Genomic DNA, 22072 nt, shown 5'->3' with positions numbered 1-22072 from the left:
TTAGGAATTTAAAATTTCGTTAAACAATTTCATAAGTTCTTCATTGGCTTCCTGGCCACCGTTTTTTGATTTAAAATAATCTTTGAATAAGATGTCTATATCTTGATTTAAATTAATTTCCTGGCTTGTTTCTTCACCAGTTTCTCTGTTTTTAACCTTAGGAATCAGATACACAATTCCATTGTGTGATTGATAGATTAATCTGCGTTCATCTGCGGTTAAAAAGGTTTCGCTTTCTAAGGTCAGTTCGATAAACGTATTTGGATTTTCCTGTAGCCACTGAACCGTTTCATCAACAGATGTAAAGGTTTTTCTCACTAAATTTCTCCCGCTTTTCAGTACCTTTTTTTCATAAGAAACAGGTTTTCCCGGTTCTGCATCAAGAATCGAAACATATTTGGTTTGTCCCGCCTCACTAAAGCTGTAGCATAAAGGAGAAGATGAATAGATTACAGGCTTCTCTTTCGTTCCGATATTCTGAAAGCCATGCAGGTGGCCTAAAGCCGTATATTGAATCTGTGCCGGAATACTATCCGAATAGATAAGATCAGCGTTCCCGATTTTGATGGGTTTCTCTCCTTCAGGTTCTTCCAAAATTTCACTCCCTCTTTTATTCATATACAGATGAGCAGTCAATAGGTTGATCCCATTTTCATCACAAAATTGATCGGCAAGCTCTTTCCACGTTCTGGAAAGTACATTATTGATCTCTTCCTCCTTATTTTCTCCCAAATATTCCTTCAAACGGATTTCATTGGCATAAGGAGTATGCAATAGCCTTACGGGAAAATCAAGACTGTTGATCTTCATTTCTATAAAACCTTCTTTTGAGTTGAGAATGTTGAAATGTTCAGTTCCGAATGGAGCAATTTCCGCTTTGGGGTGGCCTATTAAAATAATTCCGCATTCTCTGGCCAGCGGATCCGGAGCATTGATGAGGTTAGGGGAGTCATGATTTCCGGCAATGGCAATTACAGGGCGTTTTCCGTTTTGTGATAAACGCTTCAGTGTTTTATAAAAAAGTTCAACGGCTTCTACAGCAGGATTAAAATTATCAAAAAGATCACCGGCAACAAGGATGAGGTCTACCCGTTCTTCATCAGCGATCTCGATGATCTCTTCCATTACTGAAGCCTGCTCTTCCAATCGGGAAAAACGGTCCAGTCGTTTACCTAAATGCCAGTCGGCGGTGTGTAGAATTTTCATAAAAAGTTTATCTAGTTTAAAGGAAATACTCAAAGATAAATGAAGCTGTATTTTTAAAAATATGGTTTACCTCAATTTATCAAGAAGTATATTTAATCAGAACATTAATGGGCTTGATAATGAACGGGTTTTATAGTTTATTATCGTTTTCTTTTGCTTTGAAATCTGCCTGAATCTGTTTTAAACGAGCTTTCCTTTCTGCTTCTGCATTTTGTATTTTACGCTTTTTCTGATCAATTTGCTTTTTATTTTTTTTCCTGTTGGCGTCGTTGTTTTTGCTCATATGGGTTGGTAACGAATAATTTTTATGGGTAAAAATTGCTTCATCAAAAATAAGAAACAAAAACGCAAGATTGAAAATATATTGATCATTCAATTTACAACCAGAACAATCTTTTTAAGATAGAGATATTTTATTAGTATTTTTGATGAAAATTAATATTCATGAAATTTTTTTTAACATTTTTACTTGTGTTGTTTAGTGTTTGTATTAATGCTCAGGATCTTGAAAAATTATCAAAGGAAGTAACCGAAGAAGGTATTGCGTTGTATCGTAGTGAAATGGCAAGCTGGTACGGAACAGATGTACTAAAAGAAAATTATAAAAATATGGAAAATATAGGAGGATACTTTTCATATTTAGATGATGTTCCTAAGTGTATTTTCTTCTCCAAACAGAACAAAGTGGTTGCCACAATTTCTTTTCCTACTAATTATAATCCTGCAAATGCAAAAGTAGATTTGTCAGAAAGAGATTTCACTCATGTTGAGATGGATTATTTTACAATCAGACAGAAGGCTCTTACTAGGATAAGCAATGATACTATTTTTAATCGATATGATAATACAAACTTTAATTTGGTGCCTATCATTAAGAAGAACTCTAAAAAGGTATACGTTTTAAGCGGAGCATCTGTAAATAATGTAGTAATTTTTGGAAATGACTATCTATTGACTTTTAATAATAAAAATGAGGTAGAAAATGTTGAGAAATTACATAAGGGAATAATTGTACATAATATTGGTGATAGTGGTAAAGGAGCAGATGCAAGTGGAGTACATTCTCATGTTTTGGATAATTGGCAGCAAATTACACCAACTGATATTTGTACACTCATGTTATATCAAGAATTTACAGGATGGGAAACATATACTACGATTTCTAAAAAATATGCTAGTATATGGAACAATAAATCTAACAGGGCATTTATAATGAAAACGGAAAACTTTAAGAAGATAGCAAATTATCAATTGGAGAAAAATAAGAAAGCAGAAAATAAGAATACGCAAGATTCAAATAAATAAAGATTAATCATGGAACAACAGTCCAAAGATCCTCTACACGGAAAAAGACTCGATGCCATCCTTGAAGAATTGGTAGAATACTACGAAGGATTTGAGAAACTGGGCGAGCAGATCAATATAAAGTGTTTTACAGATAACCCAAGTATCAATTCATCGTTGAAGTTTTTACGAAAAACAGATTGGGCAAGGGCGAAAGTTGAAAGTTTATATTTGTATGTTTTAAGACAGAAGAAAAGAGACGAAGTCAAAAATAAAAAATAAAGGCTGGAAGCTGGAAGAATGAAGCAGGGAGCTACTGTTAGTCCTATATTAATTCAGACAGTTATTTTGAAATTAATAATAATGTTTTTAAAAAGTAAGAAAGAGATATGGTTGTTCTTTATGCCTTTCATAACTTCCTTCTTCGAGCTCCCAGCTTCCAACTTATTAAATTATTTCAAAAAGAGTATATTTGTACTATTGTTAATCGTGAAAAAAAATCACGACAAAAAAAGAAAAATATGACAATTGAAAACAATCACGTTGTAGCTGTAAAGTATATCCTTCATACCATTGAAGCAGATGGAAGTAAAGTTCTTGCAGAAGAAACAACAGCAGAAAATCCACTTACATTTTTGTATGGTGTAGGAATGATGATTCCAAAATTTGAAGAAAATATCCTTGGTTTAAAAGCTGGTGATAAAGCTGCTTTTGTAATTCAGCCTGAAGAAGCTTATGGTGAAAGACAGCCTGATGCTATTGCTCAATTGCCGCTTGATATGTTCCAGGAATCAGGAACTCCTCCAGTTGGAGCAATTTTACCTTTATCAGACAATCAGGGGAATAATTTCCAGGCTTTTGTAGTAGAAGTAACTCCGGAAGCTGTAGTAGCAGACCTTAACCACCCAATGGCTGGGAAAGTTTTAGATTTCCAGGTGGAAATTTTAAATACCCGTCCTGCGACAGAAGAGGAATTGTCACACGGTCACGCTCACGGAATTGACGGAACTGACGCTCACTAAAAAAATATAAATGTCCGATACTTCGGACATTTTTTTGTACTACAAATAGATTGTAAGACAATATAAAAATAACCAGTAGAATTCTCTGCTGGTTGTTTTGTTTTATATAGTAAGATGAGTATAATGCTTGGCATTCCCTTCCAATGGAGGGGTTTCATATCAAAGATTTGACGGGGTGGTTTTTTCCTCTCTTACTCAGCATCATACTCTGTCGCATCAATAAAAGTAAGGAACCATTTTCCTTCAATTTTGGTCATGACAAAACTAAATCCGTTAATAGGAGCTTTTTCCTTGCTGTTTTCAGCAAGTGCTACCGAAACTACATTCACAGGATTGGAATTAATCTTAAAAATAGTCTGATCCTTTACAGAATACTGTTCTAGAAATTTATCAGCATAATCATTAACTGCATTAGAATTAAACTGAACAAATAATCCCTCTTTTATCCATTTCTTATTTTTTAAATCATATCCATAATTCTGGTCAAATTGTATTGGAAACTTATTTCTGATATTCCATGCCTTTTGAATGTATCCTAATGGCATACCGAAATTAACATCTTCGTTTAAAACAAATCCAAGATCTCCGCCACTCTTAAAAAGAATGCCTACGCCATAGGTTTCATTCACATATTTATTCATAAGATCACCATCTTTGGTTTGGAAACCTTTTAAGATATCGGTTACAGCTATGGAAATCTCCTTTTTATCTTCAGCTGTTTGTGCGTTGAAAACACCAAAGCTGCAAAATAAAAAGAGCAATGTATATATAAAATTCTTCTTCATATTATTAATCTAAAAATTCACCTGAAACATAATACCAGCGTTCATGCATTTTCTGAAAAGCAGAAAACTCATGATGGATTTGCGGATGGCCATCCTGATCTGTATAATAAGCCTTAAATTCTACATGGGTTAAAGTTGGTGTCTGGATAATTTCCAGTTTTGTCCATTCATTAATCTCTCCCCATTCCTGTAGATCCTTTTTGTTATGATATTTTCGTTTTCCCGGAAGGGTGGTTTCCATGAGGTATTCACCGTTGGGAATAGCGAAGGCAGAAAATCGAGAACGCATTAATGCTTCCGCAGTGGGAGCGTGTTTTTCGCCGGTATGATAAGGCTTGCAGCACTCTTCATAAGATTTTCCTGAACAGCAGGGACAATTCATCTTTTTTATTTAAAATTTTACGCTGCAAAAATAAGGAATATCAATAACACAGTGTAATTCTGAACATAATTAAAGGATGAAAATTTTCTAAATAATCAACCTATCCATTGGCTTTAGCCAAAACTTATGATCTCTTTTATAATTTTTTATATAGATCTGCATTATCTGTTCAATCTGCAGAAATAATCATAAGTTTCAAGCAAAAAAGAAGCACTCTTAAAAGAATGCTTTTCACAATATTTTTACTGATTATCTTCGTCAATTTTTGTATCTACAAAGCTATAAGTATCAGCTGCCATTGTCATACTTTGTTGCTTTGAACTAAATTTTACATGATCCGGATCCAGTATCTTGTAAGTATAGGTGTCTGTTTGACCGGAAATAAAATGAAGCTCATGGAATTCACCATTCTCGATCCACCATTGCCCCTTCTCAATGTGTTGATTGACTTCACAATCCTGAACAGTAGTAAAAATAAGAACAAATGTTCCATCTTCTTTTCTATCCATTACCCAAAGTTTTTCTACACCAACAATCTGCTTGTCTTTTTCACCACCTTTCCATAAACCTACAAGCTGTTTGTCTATTTTTTAGCTTGAGGTTTTACTTTTGCTTTTTGGGCATAGGCAGAGCCAAAAGTTAGTAATAATGTGCTTAGAATAATTTTTTTCATAGTTACTTAAAGTGTACTGTCATTTCCATTTCACTGTTTACAGGAATTCCCATTTTTTTTGCAGGAACCCATTTTGTATTCTGAACGAATTCTTTTAGTTGATTTAGGAAATAGGATGAGTATTTATAATTTTTTTTGTTTTTAAAGCTGATGTCAGTTTTAATATCTGAAATCTTACCTGTTTTGTATAAAATAAAATTAGCAGACATATGGGAGTACAGATCCTTGTTTTTACGAAATTCAAAATCTGAGGGATATTCTACATTGTTCCAGAAATCCTTTTTACTATTTTTAAAAAAATCGCTGTAATTCTTATCGCCTGGATACCTCGAGTTGAAGTCACATTCTTCAAAGGGATAAATAATATCCGGATTTTTTCTTACATAGTGTATTTCCGCCACCTGTCTCAAAGAGTCTGTAAACTTTTCCCCAAACCTTTTTTTAATTTCATTGTCCATGATTTGTCCGTAGCAATTTTGTAGCTCCGAAGGAACCGTACAATATGTAAGGGCAGAATCCACCTCAATATTATATTTCTTCAGTAGTTCATTCATCTCCAGATTGCTTCTGTAATGATCTACCATTCCGAAATAATGAAAATAAACAAGTTTGTTCTTCTTAATATCAGATTCAGCTCTTATTGTTTCAGCTGTACACGCTGAATCCCAAAATTTTCTTTCTTCTCTGATGAATTCAGCCAATTCTTTATCAGTAACTGTATCTGAACGTTTTTGAAAAAAAGATTCTGACCTGCCTTCAAATCTTTTGTTTTTCATTGAGAAGCAAGTCAGAATAATTAATGAGGACAATACTTTTATACCTGTATTGAATATCATAAAATGTTATTTAATAAACCCTCTGTTTCTTAATAAAGGTTTGATATCCGGATCGTGTCCTGTGAAATCTCTGAATGCCTGATTAAGGTCTACAGAATTTCCTACAGAAAGAATATATTTTCTGAAACGGTCTCCGTTTTCTCTGGTTAATCCACCATTGTTGCTGATCCATTCCCAAGCATCGTTATCCAATGTTTCAGACCACAGATAAGCATAATATCCTGCTGAATATCCGCCGCCCCAGATGTGAGCAAAATAAGGTGTGTGGTATCTTGGAGGAACTGTTGCTAAAGTGAATCCGTGGTTGGTTAAAGATTGCTTTTCAAAATCCAGAACAGGGATCAATTGACTTTCGTTGGTTACAGAGTGCCAATCCATATCCAAAGCTGCTGCAGAAATCAATTCTGTAGTCATGTATCCCTGATTGAAAGTCGCCGCTTTTTTAATTTTGTCTACTAAAGTTTGAGGAATAGGCTGCTTTGTTTCATAATGAACTGCGTAGTTCTTGATAACCATCGGATCCAATGCCCAGTGCTCGTTGATTTGAGAAGGGAATTCTACGAAATCTCTAGGTACATTCGTTCCTGAAAGAGATGGGTATTTCTGGCTTGCAAACATCCCGTGAATAGAGTGTCCAAACTCATGGAAGATTGTTGAAACATCATCAAAGCTGATCAATGAAGGTTTTCCGGGAGCAGGTTTCTGATAGTTGTAGCAGTTTACGATCACAGGTTTTGTTCCCATAAGATAAGACTGTTCTACGAAGTTGCTCATCCATGCGCCTCCATTTTTAGAATCTCTTGTATAGAAATCCAGATAATAAATGGCAATAGATTTTCCGTCATGATCAAAAACTTCATATGTTACTACATCAGGGTGATACACCGGAAGGTCAGTTCTCTTTTTGAATGTCAGTCCGTAGAATTTTTCAGCTGCGAAGAATACTCCTTTTTCTAAAACGGTTGTAATTTCAAAATAGGGCTTTATTTCACTCTCATCAAGATCAAATTTTGCCTTTCTTACCTGCTCGGCATAGAAATTCCAGTCCCATGGCTCTACTTTGAAACCGCCTTTTTGCTGATCAATAAGATCCTGAATATCTTTAGCTTCACGTCTTGCTGTTTCTACAGCGGGTGTAGCTACCTGATTCATTAGCTTAGTAGCTGCTTCAGGGTTTTTCGCCATCTGATCCTGAAGTTTCCATTCTGCGAAATTCTTTTTACCAAGAATCTGAGCTTTCTTCAGTCTGATTTTAGCCAGCTTTTCAATAGTTTCTCTTGTATCGTTAGCATCTCCTTTCTCAGCTCTAGTCCATGAAGCTTTGAATAGCTTTTCTCTGCTGGTTCTGTTTTTCAGATTCTGCAAAAGAGGCTGCTGGGTTGTATTTTGTAAAGCAAGAAGGTATTTACCCGGTTGTCCTGCTGTTTTAGCATCGGTTGCTGCTGCTGCAATTTCATCAGCCGAAAGTCCGTCAAGTTCTTTTGCATCAGAAAAGAATACGCCACCTTGTTTTCTCGCTTCCAATAATTTATTGGCATATTGAGTAGAAAGAGAAGCCAGTTCCTGGTTGATCTGCTTTAGTTTTTCTTTGTCAGCAGCAGAAAGGTTTGCACCAGCAATCTCAAAGTTTTGCTTATAATATTGAACTAATCTCTTGCTTTCAGGATCTAGGCCATCTTCTTTGATAGATTTGATTCTTTTGTAAAGATTTTCATTAAGGTACATTTTATCAGAATGGGCTGCAAAAATTGGAGCATATTCTTCATCCAAAGCCTGTAAAGTAGGGTTTGTATTCGCACTTGTCAGGTTAGAAAATACAATTTGTGCTCTTCTTAATACCTCGCCACTTTTTTCCAATGCAACGATGGTGTTTTCAAACGTTGGAGCTGCAGGATTGTTGGCAATCTTTTCAATTTCGGCTGAATGTTGCTTTAATCCAAACTCAAAAGCCGGTTTGAAATGTTCGTTTTTAATTTTGTCAAACTCTGGAGCTTCATACTGAAGCTTACTCTTCTTCATAAAAGGGTTTGAAGATAAAGATGGATCAGGAGCTGGAAGTTCCTGTTGTGTATCGGTCTGTTTCATTGTAGTACAAGATTGATTGAACGCCAAGGCAGAAATTAATAATACCGATGAAATATTCTTCATAAATATAGTTGTTATTAAAGCATAAAGATATTAAAAACTTGCTTTACAGCAGATATATTGAGGGATGTATTTAATACAGTAAGAATTTGAATATTTTTATATCAACATGATTAAAGACTGTTATCCCCTAAGAAATCTGATTATTGAATTACAGTTACTAAAATGATCTTGAATGAAGATGTAATATTTTTCATAATTTAGTTGTTATTAAATTATATATCAAAAAAATAATCAAAAAAAGGAATAAACATGAAAAAAAGAACTCTTTTTATTTTTTCAGTCTTAGTGGTATTAGTCTCATGTAATGAAAGACATGAGAAAAAAAACAAAGAAAATAACGGCTGGGTTGAGAAAGTAATCAATAAAGAAACAGGGCCTATTCAGCAGAGAGAATTCAATGGGGATTTTGATGAGATCCAGGTTTCTCAGGCTATAGATGCCGAGATTATAAAATCCGATACAGAAAAGGTTATCATTTCAGCACCTCAAAGTATTATTGATGAAATTCTGGTAGAAAATAGTGGTGGAAAACTGCACATTCACTATAAGTCAGGAATCAGAGTGATGAATATCAATAAAGTTACCGCAAAAATTTATACAAAGGACTTTACAAAACTCACTGCAGAATCAGCTGCAAGTATTAATGTAAAAGATAAGTTCACTCAGGAGAAAACCAGTGTTGAAATATCCAGTGCAGGAAGTATTTCCGGAAATCTGGAGGCCAATGACTTCAATATTAATGCAGACAGCAGCAGTAATTTCAGTGGGAAAATCTGGGCAGTAAATCTTGATATAGAATCTTCATCGGGATCAAGCATCGATATTTCAGGGAAAACAAAGAATGCAGATATCAGTTCTTCTTCCGGCAGCAGTATTTCGGCCAAAGGCGTTATTGCAGATAATGTAGAAGCCGATGCATCCAGTGGAGCCAGCATTCAGATCAGTGCAGTCTCTTCTGTGAAGGCAGAAGCCTCTTCAGGCGGAAGTGTGAATGTTGCGAGAAAAGGAGATCTTAAAAACGTTACTAAGAATGAAAGCAGTGGCGGAAGTGTAAACATCGAATAAAATTAATCCTGGGACTCTTCCTCATCTTCTTCCTCAGCGGATGAGGAGCCTTCCCAGTTTTTAGTGTCAAAATTAAGATTATCATAAGCTAACAATTCCTCCTCACGCTGGAGGATTTCTTTTGTGCTGAATAAGGCAATATCATCGTCTCCTTTTGCCTTTGCCAGCTTTCTGATCGAGGCTTTGTCAATAGCCATAAAACGCTGCCCAAGACGTCTGGCTGCATATTTTCTCATTCCGGTTTCATGGAGTACATCAACGGCCATATCCACAGCTGTTCCCAAAGTTTCCCGGTAAATGTGATTCACTCCATTATTCAGATATTCATAAGCATCAATTCTGTTTTTTGCTCTTACAAATATTTTTACTGTGGGATAATGCTCACGAACAAGTTCAGCAATGAACATATTGTCATCTGCATCATCCAGACATAATACCAGAATTTCAGCATCTTCAATACCTGCCGCCCTTAAAATGGGAATTCTTGTGGCATCACCATAATATACTTTAAAGCCATAGCTTCTCAGAAGTTTTACACGGTCTGAATCTCTATCCAGAACAGTTGCAGATATTTTATTAGCTTTTAAAAGGCGTCCCACAGTACTTCCAAAATGGCCAAACCCTACAATAATAATCTTTTTCTGAATCACATCACTATCCAGAATATTGAAGTCATGTTCTTCTTCGGGAATTTCCTTAATAAACTTGGGTGTAATAAATTTATCATTGATGATCAGGAGAATAGGAGTGATGCACATGGTAATCGCTGTGACAGCCATTAGTTGAGCATTCAGTTCCGGGCCCAGAAGATAAAGATCCGAGGCATAATTAATCAGTACAAAAGCAAATTCCCCCACCTGCGAAAGTGCGAAGGCATAAAAAAGACTTTGTGGAGTATCTATTCTGTAAAACTTTCCAATTGTATACAATACCAAAAACTTCACTGCCAATACGGCAAATACAGTACTGAAAATAAATAACGGATCTTTTTGAATGATATTAAAATTGATCGTTGATCCTACACTAACAAAAAATACGGCCAACAATAGCCCTTTAAAAGGATTGATCTGTGCTTCAAGTTCATGTCGAAATTCGCTGTTGGCCAACATGACTCCGGCAAGAAAGGCTCCTAATGCAGGTGAAAGCCCGATCACAATCATCAGTTCAGATACCCCGATAACAAGGAATAGGGAAGAGGCTGTCAATAGCTCTGCCATCCCGGATTTTGAAACATAACGTAAAAAGGGTACGAATACATATCGTCCCAATAAGATCAATAATGCAACCCCGAAAATGACTGTACTGGCCTGAAGCCATTCCGGAAGTTTCTGTATCAGGATCTGGATCTCATTATCATGATGTTTTGCTTTATAATTGGCAATAATCGGAAGTATAGCCAAAATGGGAATGACCGAAATATCCTGAAATAAAAGGGTAGAGAATGAAGCTTCACCAGCCGTTGTTTTAAAATTATTCTTTTCCTGTAATGTCTGTAATACAATAGCTGTAGAAGACAACGCAAAACACATTGCAACTGCAATAGCTTTATCTATTCTCCAGCCTACACTAATGAATACAAGAAATAATAATAAAATGGTCAGAAGCATCTGAGTGAGCCCAAGGCCCATGATTTTCTTCCTCATTTCCCAGAACTTTCGCGGTTCCAACTCCAGACCAACGATAAATAAAAGCATAATAACTCCAAACTCACTGGCATGCATAATGTCATTGACATTATTTCCGGTAAGCCTGAGGACATAAGGACCAATGATGATCCCTCCCAAAATATAACCAATTACTGAACTCAATCCCAATTTTCTGGCCAGTGGAACCATGATAATAGCTACACCCAGAAAAAGTAATGTGTTCATCGCTAAGCTGGACTCCATATATTATTGATTGAGCAGTTCTGTAAACTCTTTTTTATGTAGAATAATTTCTTTTTTAGACAACTTGTTGGCTTCGTAAACAATCTTGATGTGTTTAATGTCAGCCTTGAAGACCTTTAAGGAAACAATCAGTCCGCTGATCAGTTCATCAATGGTATATTGATAGGTTCCGGATTTACTGAAAGATCTTTCCTTTCCGCCAGTGGTGATCAGGATATAAACTTCTTTATTTTCAAGAGGATTTTCTTTCCCGGGCAATAACCAGTCACGATCGAAAACTTCATCAATCCATAATCTTAACAGAGGAGGCATTCCGAACCAAATGAGAGGAAACTGAAAAACAAAGCGGTCATAGTGGGCTAACCGTTTTCTTTCCCTGAAGGCAGCAATATGGAAGTCAGGATATTCTTCATAAAGATCACGTAAGGTATAATGCTGGTGACGAACGTAGAAATTGATGAGCTCTACATTCGAATTGGAGTGCTCCAGATAAGGGTGTGCAAATACTACCAGCGTCTTCTTCATAATCCTGTTTTCAGTAAATATAGTAAAAAATATTGAATAAAAGGCAGGTTTTATGATGATTTATTAATTTTTTAATATGTGAAAGTCAATTTAATGTTAATTAAAATCAAAGAAATGCTGTTATTTCAAGTTTTTAAATAAAAAATCAGGTCCTTAAGACCTGATCTGTTTATAAATGATTATAATTCTTGTAAGATTACCATCCTCCGGATGCACCACCGCCTCCAAAACTTCCGCCACCGCCGAAGCCTCCAAAGCCACCGCCGCTGCCACCGGAACTTCCGCCACCAAAGCCTCCGCCACCAAAACCACCAGGGAATGGGAAGAACCCACCAGGATAATTTCTGCGTCCTCTTCGGGTGATGATCACATCATCATCATCGGAATTTCCACCTCCGCCACGGCCACCACCTCGGTTACCGAAGAGAATAGCAATGATGATAAAAATAACAAAGGCGATAATAAGGACCTTAAGTGCACTGCCATCACCGGAAGGTGCCGTTGTAAGAGCTGGTTTAAATTTACCCTGAACAGCTTCCATAATAGCTGAGGTACCACGGTTGATACCTTCATACCAAAGTCCTTTTTTGAAATTGGGAGTAACGATGTAATCTAGGATCTGTCCTGCAACAGAAGCCGTAAGATATTGTTCCACAGCTCGCCCTTGTTGGATAGACATTGTATGATCTTCAGTCGCGATCAGGAAAACAACCCCGTTATCCACTCCTTTCTTTCCGATCTTCCATTGCTGGCCAAACTTGGTGGCTAAAAAATTGACATCCTCGCCTTTGGTAGACTTGATGATTACCACTTCAATTTCTGTGGAAGTGGAGTCTGCAAATTTGATCAGTTTATTGTTAAGCTCATCTTTTTCCTGTTGGGAAAGAATACCGGCTTCATCAAAAACCGGGTATAAAACTGCAGGTTTTTGAGGAATGATATATTGTGCTGATACAAAGGTGTAAAAGCAGATCAGTAAAAATGAAAATACTATTTTAGGAGAATGTAATTTCATTTGGAAGTTGGTTTGGGTTTTCTCCTTCTACAGGAAAATATTTTTTAAGTTCAAGGCCTGTTTCCAGAATAGCACTTTTCAATGCCTTATAATAATTTCCCTTGGCAAATTCAGTAGTGATATAGTCATGCAGATGGTCCCAATAAGATTGGTTTACTTTTTCATGAATACCTACATCTCCGATAATGGTGAGGTATTTCTGTTCAAAATTAACATGAAAAAGCACCGCATTCCTATCAGTAGTTTTATCCATACACAGTTCCTTGAAAACTTCAAATGCTGTTTTGGCATCACGGTTTTCCGTATTAGAGTCAATATGTACTCTGATCTCCCCTGTAGAATGGTCTTCTGCTGACTGAATCGCTTCCACAAGGGAAGCGATCTGTTGATTTGTTAGGAAATTGCTCATTATTATTTGAATACTTCAGGGGCTTTCTGAGCTCCTGCTTCAGCTTTGAAATAAGGTTTTTCTTTAAAGTTCGTGAAATTCGCCAGAATATTATTCGGGAAAGTCTTGATAGAAGTGTTATAATCCTGAGCAGCTTCGTTATAGTAAACTGTTTCTGTTCTGATACTGTTTTCTATTGCGGTATATTCTCTTTGGAAGTTAATATACTGCTGGTCTGCTTTTAAGTTAGGATAAGATTCCACTACAGCCATCAATCGGCTTAAAGCTCCTGATAATTCTCCCTGTGCTGCCTGGAACTTTGCAATATCCGCTTCTGTCATATTGGTAGGATCTACATTGATGGAAGTTGCTTTAGAACGTGCTTCCACAACTTGTGTTAATGTTTCCTGCTCAAATTTTGAATACGATTTTACAGTTCTTTCCAGATTAGGAATAAGATTCGCTCTTTTCTGGTATACAGTCTCTATATTAGACCATTTTGTGTTTACGGTCTGTTCTTTGGCTACAAAGCTGTTATACCCGCTTTTTCCCCAGAAGAATAGGACTGCAACAATAATAAGGAGGGCGATACCAATGGTTCCGGCGCCCAGACATCCTTTATTTTTCATAGTTTATTTTTTTTAATTTTTTGTGCTAATCAAATATACAAATTATGTGCTAATTTTGTAGAAAATTATATTTGAATGACAACAATAGTGGTAGCTATGGGAGAGAAGAATGAAATTGGTTTTGAAAACCAGTTGCTTTGGCATCTTCCAAAAGATTTAAAACATTTTAAAGAGATTACTTCAGAACATCCTATAATTATGGGTAGAAAAACATATGAGAGTATCGGAAAACCACTTCCTAACCGTACCAATATTGTTGTTTCGAGAAAAAAAGACTGGTTTGAAGAAGGAATTCTTATTGTAGGAAGTATTAAAGAAGCGATTAAGTTTGCTAAAAAGATCGACGAGGAAGTTTTCATCATCGGTGGCGGAAATATCTATGAACAAACCATAGATATTGTGGATAAACTTGAAGTTACTCTGGTAAAAGCTGATCTTGAAGCTGATACATTTTTCCCGAAAATCGATGAGAAAATCTGGAAAAAAACAAATGAAATCTGCCATGAAAAAGATGAAAAAAATGGATATGATTTCTGTTTTCAGACATTCGAAAGAATTAATAAAGAAGCTTAATTGTCAATAGTTAATTTTTGCTTTGTAAAGGGAATAGAGAATTGCCAGCAGATGTAAAAATTGACAAGCATAATGGATTGACCATTCACCATTGACTTTTTGAACTTTAACCTTTAAATTTATTATCTTTGCACTTCTAAAATTTAAAAATGAATAAATACATAAAAATTGCAGTAGCAGCAATTCTTATCCTACTAGGTCTTTATATGATGATTTTCACAAGAAATCTTGGCTGGGGAATTGTTGTATTTCTTTTGGCGGCAATTCCGATTGCGCTTTTCTTTAAAAACGAGTATATTCTTTTAGCATTCTGGCAGCTGAGAAAGCAAAATATGGAAAAGGCGGCTGAATGGTTAACCAAAATTACCGATTACCAGACTCAGCTTCATAAAACCCAATATGGATATTTCCATTATTTATTAGGATTGACGCAAGCTCAGGATCACCCGACAAAAGTGGAACCTTTAATGAAAAAAGCTTTGGAATACGGTTTGAATATGAAACACGACAGAGCAATGGCAACTTTGAATCTTGCAGCATCTGCGATCTCTAAAGGAAGAAAGCAGGAAGGACAAAAACTGTTAGAAGAAGCTAAAAGGCTGGATAGTGCTGGAATGATGACCGATCAGATCAAAATGATGAAAGATCAGCTGAAAATGCCAACAATGCAAAAGCATATGCATAATCCTAACATGAGACAGAGAGGTAAGTTCTAATAAGAAACCACAGATAAAACAAAAAGCACCTGATTCAGGTGCTTTTTTATGTTTATTAATAAGGAGTTACATTTCTGAAGTTTGATCATAGCCATAAAATTTAGGCATTTGCCAATGATATTTTACAGCAAAGGTTCGGATGGCAACAATCAGTAAAATTGTAAAGACCTGTATAAAAGTATAGGAAAGTGGAGTATACTTTGTCATTAATAAAAATGCAGCTCCGCCTACAATACATGCTGTGGCATAGATCTCTTTCCTGAAGATCAGGGGAATCCGGTTGAGCAATATATCGCGGATAATTCCGCCAAAACAGCCAGTAATAGTTCCTAATCCAATGCAAATTAAAGGATGGATACCAACATTGAGCCCTTTCTGAATTCCGATAATGGTAAACAGTCCTAATCCAAAGCTGTCAAAGATGAATAAAGTTACCTTAAAGTTTTTTTCAAGGGACTTGAATACCATAGAAATAACACTGGTAATAATAATCAGGGCACACATCAGAAGATCATGCATCCAGAATACAGGAATATCCAGTAGAAGATCTCTTACAGTTCCTCCCCCTACAGAAGTGACAAAGGCGATAATCAGAACGCCAAAAGGGTCAAGTCGTTTCTGCATGGCTGCAAAACTTCCCGACATGGAAAACGCAATGGTTCCAAGTACTTCTATAGCAAAATTGAACTGTTCGTGCATATAATTATAAATAATCGTTGATAAGTGATTTTCTGCTTATGCAAATTCTTGGCCATTGTATCAATTATCATCTATCGCTTATCAGTTGTAATTTTGTTTATTTTTCAACTCTTACAGAGTCCGGAACCATCAGTTCATATTCGCCGCCGTGGGTAATGATTTCCCTTACGATGCTGCTGCTGATGAATGATTTTCCGGAAGAGGTTAATAAGAATACAGTTTCTAATTTTTTGTGAGCTAATGTCCTGTTCGTATGGGCGATTGCCTTTTCGAATTCAAAATCGGCAGGGTTTCTCAGACCTCTGATGATATATTGAGCATTCTTTTCAAAACAGTAATCTACAGTTAAGCCCTCAAATGAGTCTACTTCCACATTGGGGAATTCTGCCACAGAATTCTGAATAAATTCCTTTCTTTTTTCAAGAGGAAACATATATTTCTTCTGGGAATTCTGCCCGATGGCAATAATTAATTTATCAAATAGCGGTGCCGCTCTTTCTATAATATCGTAATGTCCTAAAGTGATAGGGTCAAAAGACCCTGGGAAAACAGCAATTTTCATTTTGTATGAGTTATGATTTTGAGTTGTCAATGAAGGTTAGAGTTATATTTTAGTCAAACGCTAACCTTTGCTTTTTAACTTCTACTATCTATTTTCTTTTATTTAAAGCCTTTTCAACTTCATTTCCACAAAGATCCATAATAGAGATTCCATAATGTTTTGCCTGTTGAGGAAGAATACTGGCAGGAGAGAATCCTGGGTTGGTATTCATTTCAAGCATATAAGGAATGCCGTCCATTAAAATAAATTCACTTCTTGAGAATCCGCTCATACCAAGAGAATTGTATGCTCTTTTAGCAATTTCTTCCACTCTTTTTGTCGTTTCTTCATCAATTCTGGCTGGAGTAATCTCTTCAGAAGCGCCTTCATATTTGGCTTCATAGTCGAAGAACTCATTAGTAGGAACAATTTCCGTAATTCCTAAAACGATGGTTTCACCTTTAAAATCGATAACCCCTACAGAAACTTCCATTCCGTTTAAGAAACTTTCGATAAGGATTTCGTCGTCTTCTTTGAACGCTGTTTCTGTGGCGGCGATCACTTCAGATTTGTCTTTTACTTTAGAAATTCCCAGTGAAGATCCGGATTGGTTAGGTTTTACAAAAAGCGGAAGACTTAATTCTTCTACAATTTTATCCACATTGATCTCTTCTCCTTTTCTTAGATAGATGCTTTTAGCTGAAGGAATTCCGTACTTTGACAATACAGCAAGAGTATCTTTTTTATTAAAAGTAAGGGCGCTCTGGTAAAAATCACAACCTGTGTATTTTTGACCTATGGCATCCCAATATGCTTGAAGAATACCGTTCTCACCCGGTGTTCCGTGGATGATATTGAAGCATACATCAAACTTCAATATTTCTCCATTATCTGAGGTAACAGAAAAATCTCCTCTGTTGATTGGATATTTTTTATCATTTTCTCCTAAAAAATACCATTCATCTTTAAGGACTACTACTTTATATACATCATATAGATTTCTGTCCAAAGAATCATAGATCAATTGTCCGCTTTTTAAGGATACAACATATTCATCAGAATAGCCTCCCATTACTACGGCAACACTTTTTTTATTCATAACCATATAGTATCAATTGAGGCAAATTTAAACATTTTATGCAATGCAATATGGGAAATCAGGAAATTTTCAAATCAAAAATGAATTGTGTTAAATAAAAAGTCCATTCTAAAATTATTAGCTATATTTGCGGTTATAATTAAAGTATTTTTAAGTATGCTTAAATCACTTTTCAATTGGAAAGTTTTAGTGAATTTAGTTGTGGCAATCGGTGTTTTCGTGGGTCTTGTATGGCTTACGTTCCGCTGGTTAGAGTACCATACTAATCACGGTCAGGAAATTCCTGTTCCCAATGTTGTTAATAAATCTGTACATGATGCTGTTAAAATATTAGATGATACAGGTTTGGAATATGAAGTAGACAGTGCCAATTATGACCCTAAATACAGACCATTTCAGGTTTTACAAATCTATCCTGCTCCGGGTTCCCGTGTAAAGGATGGAAGAACAGTGCGGCTTAAAGTGAATCCTAGAACATGGGCTCAGATTGCTGTTCCGGATGTTATCAACAAATATTCAGGACTGGCATTCCAGAGATTGGATCAGGTTGGTCTGAAAATCGGGGATACTATTTATGAACCGAGTATTCAGAAAGATGCTCTTTTAAGAATTTTATATAAAGGAAATGCTGTAAATCCGGGTGCCCGTCTTCCTAGGTTCTCCGTAATTGACGTTGTGGTAGGATCAGGTCCAATGAGAAATATTTCTATTCCTAATGTAGTGGGACTTTCCGTAAAAGAAGCAAGAGCTGTGATTACGAAGAGTATGTTTGAAGTAGGATTGGTAGAATATGAAGATGGCGGAAAGGATGAATCTGATATTATCTATTATCAGGATCCAGCTCCAGGGGATGTCCGTGACCAGGGGATGCAGATTGACCTTTGGGCAAGTAAGAAAACTCCGGCAGAGCTTAGAGCAAAAGTGGAGCAGTTGAATTCTATTTACCGAATGAAAGTAGATACTTCTCTGCCGCCGGTACGATATGAGGAAGTTCATAATGAACCAAGTTATGAAGCACCGGTAGTGCCTCCTCCGGCTCCTAGAAGAGAAACTCCAAAGACCGAAGCTCCGAAAACAGAGACTTCTAAACCTCAGTCTACCACCCCTAAGCCAACAAGTACAGGGACAGAGAAACCTAAGGCTTCTACCAGTACTCCGGCTACAGGAACGGCAGCAAAACCTGCCGCCTCCACTACTACTCAGCAACCAGCCCAAAAGCCGAAAGCTAAGAAAGTAGTTGTAGAATAACTGCAAATTAATAATAAAAATATAGGCTTCAACTGCAAAATGTTGAAGCCTTTTGTGTAAAAAAATAAATACAATGTCAGAAGATAACGAAGATTTTTTAGATGAAGGATTATTGGATTCCAACAGTATTGATACTATCGATATTGATGAGGAAAATAAAGGTTTATATGAACATCTTAATATCACTGCGGATCCCGGACAGGAACCATTAAGAATAGATAAGTTTCTTTTAATACACCGTCAAAATTCTTCAAGGAATAAAATTTCTCAGACCTGCAGAGCTGGAAACGTTATAGTGAATGGTGCTGCAGTAAAGCAGAATTACCGTGTAAAACCGGGAGATCAGATTTCTGTGCTGTTAACCCGTCCGCCAAGGGAAAACGTGATTATCCCACAGGATATTCCTATTAATATAATATATGAAGATGATGATCTGGTAGTTGTAGATAAAGAACCAGGAATGGTGGTACATCCAGGACATGGAAATTGGGATGGAACTTTGGTGAATGCTCTGGCATTTCATTTTGAGAAAAATGGTGCAAAATCTGATCTTGACAGGGTAGGGCTTGTTCATAGGATTGATAAGGATACTTCCGGACTTCTGGTAGTCGCTAAAAATGAATATGCATTAAGTTTTCTGGCCAAGCAGTTTTTCAACAGAACCACTAAGAGGCTGTACTGGGCTTTTGTATGGGGAAATCCTCAGGAAGATGAAGGAACCATCAGGGGACATATCGGAAGGCATCCTAAAAACAGAATGCAGATGTCTGTATACGAAGACGGAAGCCAGGGAAAACACGCGGTTACCCATTATAAAGTATTGGAAAGGTTTAAGTATATGACATGGGTGGAATGTAAGCTTGAAACAGGAAGAACCCATCAGATCAGGGCACACTTCAAGCATATTGGGCATACTTTATTTAATGATGAGCGTTATGAAGGGCATACCCCTTTAAGAGGTGTGAATATTCCAAAGTATAAGCAATTTATTAAAAATGTCTTTGAAATTCTACCAAGACATGCCCTGCATGCACATACCCTCGGATTTATACATCCTACAACAAAAAAGGAATTATATTTTGAAAGCCCAATGCCCAAAGATATGGCGGATGCTGTAAAAAAATGGAGAAATTATTTAGAAAACTAAAAATATATTGAGAATTTTTTTATATTTGTTGAATTGAAATCAAGATTTGTTATGAGAAAACTATATGCTATCGTATGTTTAGCTCTTTTGTCAAATGCATACAAAGCACAAGAATCACTACCATATTATCAACAGTATCTTTTGGATGGTGACTTCCTGTTCAACCCAGCTCAGTACGGTAAAACAGACTACGTACAGCTCAATGCCATTTATCAAAAACAATTTTCCAAATTCAGCGAATCCCCAAATGTACAATCTGTGGGAATCAATGCTAACATATTCGATAGAGTAGGTGCCGGTCTTACCATATTCAGAGACAGTAACGGTGCAGAATCTGCTGGAGGAATTACAGCAGGTGCTTCATACTTCATTCCTTTGAGTAGTGAGGGAGACAGAAAAGATCAGTTCTCTTTCGGTACAAGTATTAGTTTGTATAATAGAAATTTTGATTTTACTAAAGTCAACGTTGAAGAGCAGGGAGATCCATTAGTAAATGGCAGTGAACAGAGTATTTTCATGGCGTATGCTAATTTCGGTTTGGCAGCTACCTATAGAAACCTTTTCGGGGGTGTTTCCGTAAATGATATTGCATTAGGTAACGATAAGCCTATTGTAAACGGATTTGAGCCTTCTCCAATTAAATTCTTCTTAAACTTAGGATATAACTGGCATATTGCTGATAACATCATGTTGACACCTGCAGCAATGATTAACCTGAATACCAATTCAACAAGAGTAATGGATTATAACCTGATGGCTACATTCTCTAATGAAGTGAATGCATTCTCTGTTGGGGTAAGTTATAGATCTGCTCAGAACAGATTTGACAGTCAGCAATTGGAAATTGCTCCGGTTGTTAAAGTAAGATTCAATAAATTTATGATTGGAGCTACTTATAACCTTGGATTATCTGATATTCAGCAGTACGGAGGAAACAGCTTCATGATCGGGCTGGGTTATAATTTTGATAACTTTATTAATGTTCGAGGATATAGATATTAATCAATTTAATTTAAATAAATTTGAGCTCTGAATTTTTTCAGGGCTTTTTTTATGATATATATTCACATTCCCTTCTGTAAGCAGAAATGCAGCTATTGTAATTTCCATTTTTCAACATCCCTGAACTTTAAGGATGAAATGCTTCTTGCCATGAAAACCGAAATACAGCTTAGAAAGGACGAATTGCAGAACCAGAGCCTGAAATCCCTGTATTTTGGTGGTGGAACTCCTTCCATCCTTTCAGTGGATGAGATTAATTCTTTAATTGATGAGGTTTTACATTATTTCAGCTTTGAAAAAGATATTGAGATTACTCTGGAAGCCAATCCGGATGATCTGGATAAAAATTTTTTAAAGCAGCTTGCGGGAACCCCTGTTAACCGGCTGTCTATAGGAACACAAAGTTTCTTTGAAGAGGATCTTAAACTGATGAACCGTGCCCATACTGCTTCAGAAGCAGAAGGATCTATTAAACGTGCCCAGGATTTTGGATTTGAAAACCTGAGTATAGACCTTATTTACGGTTCACCTACCTCTAATCTGGAGATCTGGAAAGAGAATTTGTATAAAACCATGGCTTTGGAAGTTCCCCATATTTCCTCTTATGCCTTAACAGTTGAGCCTAAAACAGCTCTTGAAAACTGGATTTCAAAAGGTAAAGTTAAAAGTCCGAAAGAAGAAGAACAGAACAGAGAGTTCTATTACTTATCAGACTTTTTAAAAGATAATGGTTTTGAACACTATGAAGTTTCAAACTTTGCAAAACCTGGCTTCTATTCCAGACATAATTCAGCCTATTGGAAGTATCAGGAATATTTAGGAATTGGCCCTTCTGCACATTCTTATAACGGATTTGATGTAAGAAGCTGGAATGTAGCTAACAATCAACAATACATTAAAAAACTCAGTACAAAAATTTTAGCCAAAGAAGAAGAAATTCTGTCTAAGGAAGATCAGTTTAATGAAATGATAATGATCGGTTTACGTACCATTTGGGGGGTAGACCTGAAAAGCTTAAAAGAAAAGTTTGATAACCGGTTCATTGAGCATTTTCAATATGAGATCAGACAGAAAATGGAAGAAGGTATTTTAACCATAGAAAATGATCATCTGAAAATTCCGGAAAAACATTGGTTTATGGCAGATGGAATTGCTTCGGATTTATTTATGGTTTAATGACGGGCAAAATTCAGTGTAAGT

25 protein-coding genes are annotated in these 22072 nt (G+C 36.2%); 10 read left to right on the top strand and 15 right to left on the bottom strand.

All coding sequences use genetic code 11. The annotated features are described in order from the left end of the window. Complete coding sequence (locus WH267_RS02040) at positions 1-1206, bottom strand: metallophosphoesterase family protein (RefSeq protein WP_340005185.1); 1206 nt, start codon at positions 1204-1206, stop codon at positions 1-3. A gap of 130 nt (positions 1207-1336) precedes the next feature. Continuing rightward, positions 1337-1489: a hypothetical protein gene (locus WH267_RS02035; protein ID WP_185018967.1), complete on the bottom strand. Its 153-nt coding sequence runs from the start codon at positions 1487-1489 to the stop codon at positions 1337-1339. A gap of 161 nt (positions 1490-1650) precedes the next feature. Here WH267_RS02035 and WH267_RS02030 point away from each other — a divergent pair, with 161 nt between their 5' ends. From WH267_RS02030 to WH267_RS02020, 3 genes are all read left to right on the top strand, one after another. Next, positions 1651-2511, top strand: coding sequence for a hypothetical protein (locus WH267_RS02030; protein ID WP_340005183.1), 861 nt, complete (start codon positions 1651-1653; stop codon positions 2509-2511). Between the two features lie 9 nt (positions 2512-2520). Continuing rightward, positions 2521-2772 carry a VF530 family protein gene (locus tag WH267_RS02025; protein ID WP_340005181.1) on the top strand — a complete coding sequence of 84 codons (252 nt, stop codon included), beginning with the start codon at positions 2521-2523 and terminating at the stop codon, positions 2770-2772. Positions 2773-3011: 239 nt separating this feature from the next. After that, positions 3012-3512 carry an FKBP-type peptidyl-prolyl cis-trans isomerase gene (locus tag WH267_RS02020; protein ID WP_340005179.1) on the top strand — a complete coding sequence of 167 codons (501 nt, stop codon included), beginning with the start codon at positions 3012-3014 and terminating at the stop codon, positions 3510-3512. A 191-nt stretch (positions 3513-3703) separates the two neighbouring features. On the opposite strand, the gene WH267_RS02015 is transcribed toward WH267_RS02020, so the two are convergent. The 5 genes from WH267_RS02015 to WH267_RS01995 form a co-directional block, all read right to left on the bottom strand. Further along, a complete protein-coding gene (locus WH267_RS02015; protein WP_340005177.1) occupies positions 3704-4297 on the bottom strand; it encodes a hypothetical protein in 594 nt (197 codons plus the stop codon). Positions 4298-4301: 4 nt separating this feature from the next. Further along, entirely contained in the window at positions 4302-4679 is a 378-nt protein-coding gene (locus tag WH267_RS02010) for a YchJ family protein (protein ID WP_340005175.1), read from the bottom strand. A gap of 242 nt (positions 4680-4921) precedes the next feature. After that, on the bottom strand, positions 4922-5188 hold the full coding sequence (locus WH267_RS02005; protein ID WP_340005173.1) for a hypothetical protein: 267 nt from the start codon (positions 5186-5188) through the stop codon (positions 4922-4924). Between the two features lie 166 nt (positions 5189-5354). Then, the gene (locus WH267_RS02000) at positions 5355-6128 is read right to left on the bottom strand and encodes a hypothetical protein (RefSeq protein ID WP_340005171.1); all 774 of its coding nucleotides are present in this window, start codon (positions 6126-6128) and stop codon (positions 5355-5357) included. A gap of 66 nt (positions 6129-6194) precedes the next feature. Continuing rightward, positions 6195-8336, bottom strand: a complete 2142-nt coding sequence (locus WH267_RS01995; RefSeq protein ID WP_340005169.1) for a M3 family metallopeptidase — start codon at positions 8334-8336, stop codon at positions 6195-6197. Between the two features lie 249 nt (positions 8337-8585). Here WH267_RS01995 and WH267_RS01990 point away from each other — a divergent pair, with 249 nt between their 5' ends. Further along, positions 8586-9401 carry a GIN domain-containing protein gene (locus tag WH267_RS01990; protein WP_340005167.1) on the top strand — a complete coding sequence of 272 codons (816 nt, stop codon included), beginning with the start codon at positions 8586-8588 and terminating at the stop codon, positions 9399-9401. 2 nt (positions 9402-9403) lie between these two features. Here WH267_RS01990 and WH267_RS01985 read toward each other — a convergent pair whose 3' ends face one another. From WH267_RS01985 to WH267_RS01965, 5 genes are all read right to left on the bottom strand, one after another. Continuing rightward, complete coding sequence (locus tag WH267_RS01985; protein WP_115971707.1) at positions 9404-11290, bottom strand: monovalent cation:proton antiporter-2 (CPA2) family protein; 1887 nt, start codon at positions 11288-11290, stop codon at positions 9404-9406. Positions 11291-11293: 3 nt separating this feature from the next. After that, a complete protein-coding gene (locus WH267_RS01980) occupies positions 11294-11815 on the bottom strand; it encodes an NAD(P)H-dependent oxidoreductase (protein WP_115971708.1) in 522 nt (173 codons plus the stop codon). Between the two features lie 196 nt (positions 11816-12011). Then, positions 12012-12830: a TPM domain-containing protein gene (locus tag WH267_RS01975; protein WP_340005164.1), complete on the bottom strand. Its 819-nt coding sequence runs from the start codon at positions 12828-12830 to the stop codon at positions 12012-12014. After that, positions 12811-13239, bottom strand: a complete 429-nt coding sequence (locus WH267_RS01970; protein WP_228438746.1) for a TPM domain-containing protein — start codon at positions 13237-13239, stop codon at positions 12811-12813. Before WH267_RS01970 ends, WH267_RS01975 begins: the two co-directional genes overlap by 20 nt. 2 nt (positions 13240-13241) lie before the next feature. Further along, positions 13242-13847 carry a LemA family protein gene (locus tag WH267_RS01965; RefSeq protein WP_115971711.1) on the bottom strand — a complete coding sequence of 202 codons (606 nt, stop codon included), beginning with the start codon at positions 13845-13847 and terminating at the stop codon, positions 13242-13244. A gap of 75 nt (positions 13848-13922) precedes the next feature. Between WH267_RS01965 and WH267_RS01960 the strand changes: the two genes are divergently transcribed. After that, positions 13923-14420 carry a dihydrofolate reductase gene (locus WH267_RS01960; protein WP_340005161.1) on the top strand — a complete coding sequence of 166 codons (498 nt, stop codon included), beginning with the start codon at positions 13923-13925 and terminating at the stop codon, positions 14418-14420. 149 nt (positions 14421-14569) lie between these two features. Continuing rightward, on the top strand, positions 14570-15136 hold the full coding sequence (locus tag WH267_RS01955) for a tetratricopeptide repeat protein (protein ID WP_115971713.1): 567 nt from the start codon (positions 14570-14572) through the stop codon (positions 15134-15136). Positions 15137-15202: 66 nt separating this feature from the next. On the opposite strand, the gene WH267_RS01950 is transcribed toward WH267_RS01955, so the two are convergent. From WH267_RS01950 to WH267_RS01940, 3 genes are all read right to left on the bottom strand, one after another. Beyond that, positions 15203-15835 (bottom strand): trimeric intracellular cation channel family protein, encoded by a 633-nt coding sequence (locus WH267_RS01950; RefSeq protein ID WP_340005159.1) that lies wholly within the window; start codon positions 15833-15835, stop codon positions 15203-15205. A 97-nt stretch (positions 15836-15932) separates the two neighbouring features. Continuing rightward, positions 15933-16397 (bottom strand): pantetheine-phosphate adenylyltransferase, encoded by a 465-nt coding sequence (gene coaD, locus WH267_RS01945; RefSeq protein WP_115971715.1) that lies wholly within the window; start codon positions 16395-16397, stop codon positions 15933-15935. An 88-nt stretch (positions 16398-16485) separates the two neighbouring features. Beyond that, a complete protein-coding gene (locus tag WH267_RS01940) occupies positions 16486-17475 on the bottom strand; it encodes a D-alanine--D-alanine ligase (protein WP_123321426.1) in 990 nt (329 codons plus the stop codon). Between the two features lie 156 nt (positions 17476-17631). On the opposite strand from WH267_RS01940, the gene WH267_RS01935 reads away from it, so the two are divergent. From WH267_RS01935 to hemW, 4 genes are all read left to right on the top strand, one after another. Then, a complete protein-coding gene (locus tag WH267_RS01935; RefSeq protein WP_340005156.1) occupies positions 17632-18723 on the top strand; it encodes a PASTA domain-containing protein in 1092 nt (363 codons plus the stop codon). Positions 18724-18796: 73 nt separating this feature from the next. Then, positions 18797-19870, top strand: a complete 1074-nt coding sequence (locus tag WH267_RS01930; protein WP_340005154.1) for an RluA family pseudouridine synthase — start codon at positions 18797-18799, stop codon at positions 19868-19870. 51 nt (positions 19871-19921) lie between these two features. Further along, positions 19922-20872, top strand: a complete 951-nt coding sequence (locus tag WH267_RS01925) for a PorP/SprF family type IX secretion system membrane protein (RefSeq protein WP_115971718.1) — start codon at positions 19922-19924, stop codon at positions 20870-20872. A 51-nt stretch (positions 20873-20923) separates the two neighbouring features. After that, the gene (gene hemW, locus WH267_RS01920; RefSeq protein ID WP_340005151.1) at positions 20924-22048 is read left to right on the top strand and encodes a radical SAM family heme chaperone HemW; all 1125 of its coding nucleotides are present in this window, start codon (positions 20924-20926) and stop codon (positions 22046-22048) included. Positions 22049-22072 lie beyond the last annotated feature (24 nt).

This window comes from Chryseobacterium sp. MYb328, assembly GCF_037572595.1.
Lineage (GTDB): Bacteria > Bacteroidota > Bacteroidia > Flavobacteriales > Weeksellaceae > Chryseobacterium > Chryseobacterium pennae.
Note: the sequence above shows the minus strand (reverse complement) of the source record. Positions and strands in the feature narration are given on the sequence as shown.